At 72.4% G+C, this 6,709-nt stretch carries 4 protein-coding genes; all 4 read left to right on the top strand.

Annotated elements, in window-relative coordinates; all coding sequences use genetic code 11:
* Nucleotides 1-1,975 (top strand): glycogen debranching N-terminal domain-containing protein (locus STRIP9103_RS29605; protein WP_009326533.1); only part of this gene is annotated, 1,975 nt, incomplete at its 5' end.
* Nucleotides 1,976-2,127: 152 nt separating this feature from the next.
* Entirely contained in the window at nt 2,128-2,886 is a 759-nt protein-coding gene (locus tag STRIP9103_RS29600; RefSeq protein WP_009326536.1) for an NUDIX hydrolase, read from the top strand.
* A 96-nt stretch (nt 2,887-2,982) separates the two neighbouring features.
* On the top strand, nt 2,983-5,271 hold the full coding sequence (locus STRIP9103_RS29595; RefSeq protein WP_009326537.1) for an ABC transporter ATP-binding protein: 2,289 nt from the start codon (nt 2,983-2,985) through the stop codon (nt 5,269-5,271).
* A 186-nt stretch (nt 5,272-5,457) separates the two neighbouring features.
* Complete coding sequence (locus tag STRIP9103_RS29590) at nt 5,458-6,345, top strand: FadR/GntR family transcriptional regulator (RefSeq protein ID WP_078614089.1); 888 nt, start codon at nt 5,458-5,460, stop codon at nt 6,343-6,345.
* Nucleotides 6,346-6,709: the final 364 nt, after the last annotated feature.

Here is a 6,709-nt window from a genome sequence, read left to right as displayed (position 1 = left end):
GGCGCCACCACCCGCCCCACGTCGCCCCGCGGAGCTGCCACCGGCCCACACCGCGCTGATCTGCGTCGCCCTGCCGGGCCTCGCGATCTCCACAGAACAGGGTCAGCTGACCGGGAACGGGCTGGAGGGCTTCTACCGCGCGGGGCGGCGCATGCTCTCCCGCTGTCAGCTCCGGGTGGCGGGGTGGGAGCCGCTGGCCGTGCAGGCTCGCATGGTCACAGCAGACCGCGCCCGGTTCATGGGAACGCTGCGTGTGACCGCCGACGCCGGACCGGACCCCGACGTCATGGTCGAGCGCACGCGCCATGCGGACGGCACCGAGCGGATCACCCTGCACAGCATGGCCCGCCGCCCGCTGCGCCTGCCCGTCGAGATCTCCCTCGGCACGGACCTCGCGGAACTGGGCGCAGTCGCCTCCGGCAGTGCCGGACCGGAACTGCCCGCCAGCGTCCGAGACTCCGGTCTGCGCTGGTCCTGCCCCAGCGGGAACTCGACGGTCACCGCCCACCCGCCGCCCGCCGACGCCGTGGCTTCCGCGGGACTGCTGCGCTGGGAATTGGAGCTCCCACCCGGTGGCTCCCGAAGCGTGGAGCTGCGCGTACGGCCGGATGGCGCGGGGCCCATCAGACCGGTGGGACGCGGCGCCACGAGCCCTCTCTCCCAGTCCCAGGCCGCCGGCGACGAACCCGGAGCCCAGATACTGCTGCACACCTGCCTGGACGACCTCGAAGCGCTGCTGCTGCGCGACCCCACGAACCCAACCGACACCCACCTTGCGGCAGGCGCGCCCTGGCGCTGCGGTATGGCCCCGGTCGACGCGCTGGTCGCGGCCCGGATGACACTGCCACTCGGCACGCGCCTCGCCGCGAGCACCCTGCGTACCCTGGCCCGCACCCAAATCGCGGGCCCGGAACCACAGTCCGGCATGATCCCCGGCCCACGGAGGGACGCGGGGCCGCATCTGCCGCCGGGCTGCACCGGCACCGAAGCGACGCTTCTGTTCCCCGTGCTCCTGGCGGAGGCCCGGCGCTGGGGGCTCCCCGAGCAGGAGACCGAGGAACTGCTGCCCGCCGCCGAACGCTGCCTGCGGTGGCTGCGGGTCGCCGTCGGAGGCGGTACATATCTGCCCGACCCACGCCCCGGCGGGCCGATGCGCTATGAGACTCAGGCGTACGCGCACCGGGCCGCGCTGCTGGGCGCCGATCTCCTCGACGCGTACGGCCGACCCGATGGGACCGGGCTGAGGGAGTGGGCGCGAGAGCTGCGGACCCGGTTCCGGATGGACTTCTGGGTCGAGGACCGGGGCGGCGGCAGACCCGCGGCGGCCCGTACCCCGGACGGGCGGCTAGTGCCTCACCTGGGCGCGGGCGCCGCCCACCTCCTCGACACAGGGCTGCTCGGCGCGGGGGAGCAGGCGCCGGGTCTGCTCGACAAGGTGCAGACCGAGCAACTCGCGCGTCTGCTCGGCGGCCCCGCCATGGACTCGGGGTGGGGACTGAGGAGCCTGGGCGTGAAGGAGGCGGGGTACAACCCGTTCGGTCATCGCAGTGGTGCTGTGCGTGTGCAGGAGACGGCGATCGCGGTCGCGGGGCTGGCGGCGGCGGGCTACGAGAAGGAAGCGAGCGCGCTGTTGCGGGGAGTGCTGGCAGCGGCCGAGAGCTTCGGCCATCGGCTGCCGGAGATGTACGCGGGGGAGCAGCGCACGGCGGGCAGTGCCCCCCTGCCCCACCCCGCGGCGTGCAGACCGGCCGCGACGGCGGCGGCCTCGGGCGTCCTGCTGCTCACCACCCTCGCCGGAATCCGGCCCGACGCCCCGGCCGGCACGGTGACGCTGCGGCCGGTGCGCAGTGCGCCGCTGGGCGAGCTCGGCCTGACGGGACTGCGCGTCGCCGGCGCCCCCTTCGCCGTACGCGTCAGCAGGCTGGGGCTGGCGATGGTCGAGGAAGCGGCAGACGGGCTGCAGTTGGGAGTGTGACCTCGCGTGATGTGTGACCGGTTGATCAACGGTGCCGACAGCGCGAGGGCGGCGGTCGGATCATGAGACCGGTATCGGACAGAAGTGGATCAAGTAGGGGAGCAGGGGGAGGAGGGAGTGTTTATCGTCAGGCAGACGACTATGATCGCGGCATGCCCTACGACCCGTCGGACTATCCGCCCTTCGCTGTCACCGTGGACCTGGTCGTGCTGACCGTCCGTCGCCACGCGCTCTGCGCGCTGACGGTACGACGGGGCGAGCAGCCGTTCCAGGGGCGATGGGCGCTGCCCGGTGGCTTCGTACGGGCCGACGAGGATCTGGCGCAGGCCGCGGCGCGGGAGCTGGCCGAGGAGACCGGACTGACCGCCCACGACCCGTCCGCCCCCGCGCAGGACAACGGCGCGCACCTGGAGCAACTGGCGACCTACGGCGACCCGAAGCGGGACCCGAGGATGAGGGTCGTCAGCGTCGCCCACCTCGCACTCGCCCCCGACCTGCCCGCACCCCGGCCGGGCGGCGACGCCAACAGCGCACGCTGGGCGCCCGTCGAGGAGTTGCTGGAGCAGGGTGGTTACGGGCGGGATGGCGAACCGGTGGCGCCGCTGGCCTTCGACCACGCCCAGATCCTCGCGGACGGTGTGGAGCGTGCCCGCTCCAAGATCGAGTACTCCTCGCTCGCGACCGCCTTCTGCCCACCGGAGTTCACCGTCGGCGAGCTGCGCCGCGTCTACGAGGCTGTGTGGGGCGTGGCGCTGGACCCCCGCAACTTCCACCGCAAGGTGACGGGCACACCCGGCTTCCTGGTGCCCACCGGCGGCACCACCACGCGGCAGGGTGGCCGCCCGGCCCAGCTGTTCCGCGCCGGCGGCGCCACCCTGCTCAACCCGCCGATGCTGCGCCCCGAGGTCTGACACTCCGGGGCGAGGGGTGGCGCCCCTTCGCGGCGGCCCTCGAAGTGAGCCTCAAGGTGCCCGAAAAAACGGACATACCGCGCTATCTTGCTTCGGGTGATCCAGGCCATCGGATTGACCAGCAGCCCCCGCAAGGAGCTTCCGCCCGCCGTCGACGACGTGTCCTTCGAGGTGCATTCCGGTCGCGTCACCGCACTGCTCGGCACATTGGGCGCGGGCAAGACGACAGCACTGAAGTTGATGCTCGAACTCCAACGGGGCCGTGGAATCACCTACTTCAGAGGCCGCCCGCTGCATCGCATCGCCCACCCCGCGCGTGAGGTGGGCGTGGTGCTCGGTGATGTGCCCGGCCACCCGGCCCGGACGGTCCGTGGCCATCTGCGCATGCTGTGTGCCGCCGCGGGGCTGCCGGTGCGGCGCGCCGACGAAGTCCTGGAAGCGGTGGGCCTCGTCAGCCTGGGAGAGGCGCAGCTGAGCACGCTCTCGCGGGGCATGGACCGCCGCCTCGGCCTGGCCTGCGCCCTGCTGTCCGACCCGCACACCCTCGTGCTCGACGACCCGGCCGCCGGGCTGTCCGTCCGTGAAAGTCACTGCTTGCACGGGATCATGCGGGCGCACGCGGACCGGGGCGGCACGGTCCTGTTCACCACGGCTGACCCCAAAGAGGCCGCGCGCATCGCCGACCGGGTCCTCACTATCGACCTGGGCAGGCTTGTCGCCGACCAGGAGGCCGCCGACTTCTCCCGCACCCGGCTCCGCCCCCGAGTCGCCGTCCGCACCCCGCACGCCGCCCGCCTCGGCGCGCTGCTCACCAAGGAAGCCCGGACCGCACGGCGTTCCGTGGAGATCGTCCAGGAGGGCGGCAACCGGCTGTCGGTGTACGGCAGTACGTGCGCGGAGATCGGTGAGATCGCGTTCAGGCACGGCGTCCTCGTGCATCAACTCGCCGACGAGATCGGCGACATGGGGCCGACACCCGTGCCCACGCCCCCGCTCGGGCTCGCGCCCACGTTCATGCCCGAGCCCACGTCCACGCCCGAGCTCGCGTCCACACCGACACAGGCAGATGTTCAGGCGCAGGTGGACGCCGAGACACCGACGCCCACGTCGCCGACGGCGCCGTCACCGACAGGAGGCGCTTCAAAGTCGACGGGGCAGGCTGAGGGCGTTCAGGAGGCAGCCCAGGAGCCTGACATGCCGATTGAGTCCCAGCATCCGACCGAGGGCGCCCAGGCGCTCGCCGAAGCGCCTCAAGCGGCCACCAGCAGGACGCACACGCTGACCGGAGCCCTGGAGACAGCCACCGGCGGATCTCGGACAGACACCGACGGACTGCGAATCCCAACCACCGACGAACCAGACGTCAACTCCACGCCGCAAGCCGCATCCAAGCCCCACACCGACCTCGACCCATCGCTCCACACCGTCGCTCTAGCCCCCTGCACCGGCAGCGACTCCCGTCCCACGGCTCACATCGCCCCCGAAGCCCCCACCAGCCCCGAGACTCACACCATCCCCACGTCCCGCACTCACTCCACCCCAACCCCACCGCAGACCCGGCTGCCCGCTCAGGATCCCCTGCCCGCACTTCCCCCGCCCATCACCGTCCGTCCCGCTCCGAGCCCGCTCCGTCCGCTGCGCTACGAGTTGCGCCGGGCCACGGGGGTCGGCACCGGGTACGTCACCGCTGCTGCCGCGCTCGTCACCTCCGCTCTCCTGTCCGTTCTCCTCGCCCGGATCGGGCACACCCCGCAGCCGAGGCTGTTGGCCGCGTGGCCGCAGGAACTGCCGTTGCCGCCCGCAGCGATCGGTGCGGGCTTGCTCGGCGCGGTCGCCTTCGGTGATGAGTTCCGGTACCCCGCCCTGGCCACGGACCGCGGCACCGTCCCCCGCCGACTGGGGCTGCTCGCCGCGAAGCTCCTCGTCGCCGCGGCCACCGCGCTGCTGCTGGCCGTCCTCACCGTGGGCTGCAACCTCGAAATGCTCTATCTCGTCTACGGACGGGAGCTCACGTCGGTTCCCGCCGACTGGCTGTCCCTCGGCGCGAGTTGGATGGGCCTGGTCGTGGGGTGCGCCTGGGCCGGAGTGCTCGCGGCGGGGGTGTTCCGGTCCACGTCCGCCGGGCTCGCGGCCGTCGTCGCGGTGCCCCTCCTCGTCGTACCCCTGGTGCGGAAGGTGCTGGAGGGGCCGATCGTGCGCAGTGCGGTCGGCTTTCCGATGCGGCTGCGTGAGCTCGTGCTGGTGCAGTGGCCGTTCGGGGGAGAGCGCTATCTGGAAGCTGCGGCTCGGATGATCGCCCAACCCGTGGCCGGGGCGCTGCTGTTGTCGCTGACCACCCTGCTGGGTGCCTATCTGCTCACCACTCTGCGCAGCAGGGTTCGGTGATGATCGTCCATATCCGTGTCGTGCTCACCCTCAGTGCTCTTCCGTTGTCGCCATGTGTGCAACTCCTCGCGGAAAGCCCATTTCTTTCCGATAAGGCGTCAATTGCGACGGGGTGAGCGATCACCCTTTCGTGTGCTTTTCACCAAAGACCTCAAGGGAGTTGAGAACGCAGCCGACAAAGGATGCGTGACTACCCTTGCGCACACCATGATGACCACCGCCCGCTCCGCCGACTCCGGCCTCGCAGGATCGGGCGAACTCGACCGCTACCCGTACGCCGAGCATTCGGGCGTCGACCGTGTCGGGGTCCCCGCCTGGGAGGGTGTGGAACCCGAGCTGGGGCGCGTGGGCCGACGCGCCGCCGGCAGCCGCGGACGCGGGCTGCACGGCCAACTCGTCCAGCAACTGGGCCAGATGATCGTCTCCGGCGATCTGGGCGCCGACCGTCCCCTCGTCCCCGAGGAGATCGGCCAGCGGTTCGAGGTCTCCCGCACCGTCGTCCGTGAATCCCTGCGCGTCCTGGAAGCGAAGGGCCTGGTGAGCGCCCGCCCGAACGTCGGCACGCGCGTACGCCCGGTCAGCGACTGGAACCTGCTGGACCCGGACATCATCGAGTGGCGGGCCTTCGGTCCGCAGCGCGACGACCAGCGGCGCGAGCTCAGCGAGCTGCGCTGGACGATCGAGCCGCTCGCCGCCCGCCTCGCCGCCGGGCACGGTCGCGACGACGTCCAGCAGCGGCTCGGCGACATGGTCGAGGTCATGGGCCACGCCATCACCCAGGGGGACGCGCTGACGTTCTCCCGTGCGGACGCCGAGTTCCACTCGCTGCTCATCCAGGTCGCGGGCAATCGCATGCTGGAGCACCTTTCCGGGATCGTCTCGGCGGCCCTGCAGGTCTCCGGCGGTCCGGCCACCGGCTGTGACCGGCCGGGCGAGTCGACCCTGGCGCACCACGCCCGGATCGTCGACGCCCTCGCCACGGGCGACGGAGGGGCGGCCGAGGCGGCCATGCGTCAGCTACTCACCGTCCATCCCGAGGTGGAGCGTGTGGTGCCGGCGCCCCGCGAGCACTGAGAGCACCGAGGCGCGACAAGGGCGGCACGGCCGGGGCGTGAGCCTTCGGTGGCATCGCTCGACCGGCGAACCGTGTGCCGCCGGACCCCACCGGATTCTTCCGGGATGCGGCGGGGTCCGGCGGCGCGACGGGACCGGCCGATGGGGCGGCGGTGGCCGATAGGCCGGCCGACCCGGGGGAGAGCGGCGGAGCCCGCCGGGAGCCGCAGCCGGGGCGGGGCGGTGGAGTCCGCTGGGACCGGCGGGCCACGGCGGACGGCGGGCCGCACGGGGATGATGAAGCCCACCGGGACCAGGACGTCGCACGGGGGCGGCGAAGCCCACCGGGACCAGTGCGTCGCACAGGGCGGCGGAGCCCGCCGAG

This window comes from Streptomyces ipomoeae 91-03 (genome assembly GCF_000317595.1).
In the GTDB taxonomy this organism is placed as follows: Bacteria; Actinomycetota; Actinomycetes; order Streptomycetales; family Streptomycetaceae; genus Streptomyces; species Streptomyces ipomoeae.
Note: the sequence above shows the minus strand (reverse complement) of the source record. Positions and strands in the feature narration are given on the sequence as shown.

What these genes read in the sequence shown, in the direction of transcription:
- STRIP9103_RS29600 (WP_009326536.1), top strand. Translation starts at nt 2,128, where the DNA reads ATGCCCTACGACCCGTCGGACTATCCGCCCTTCGCTGTCACCGTGGAC.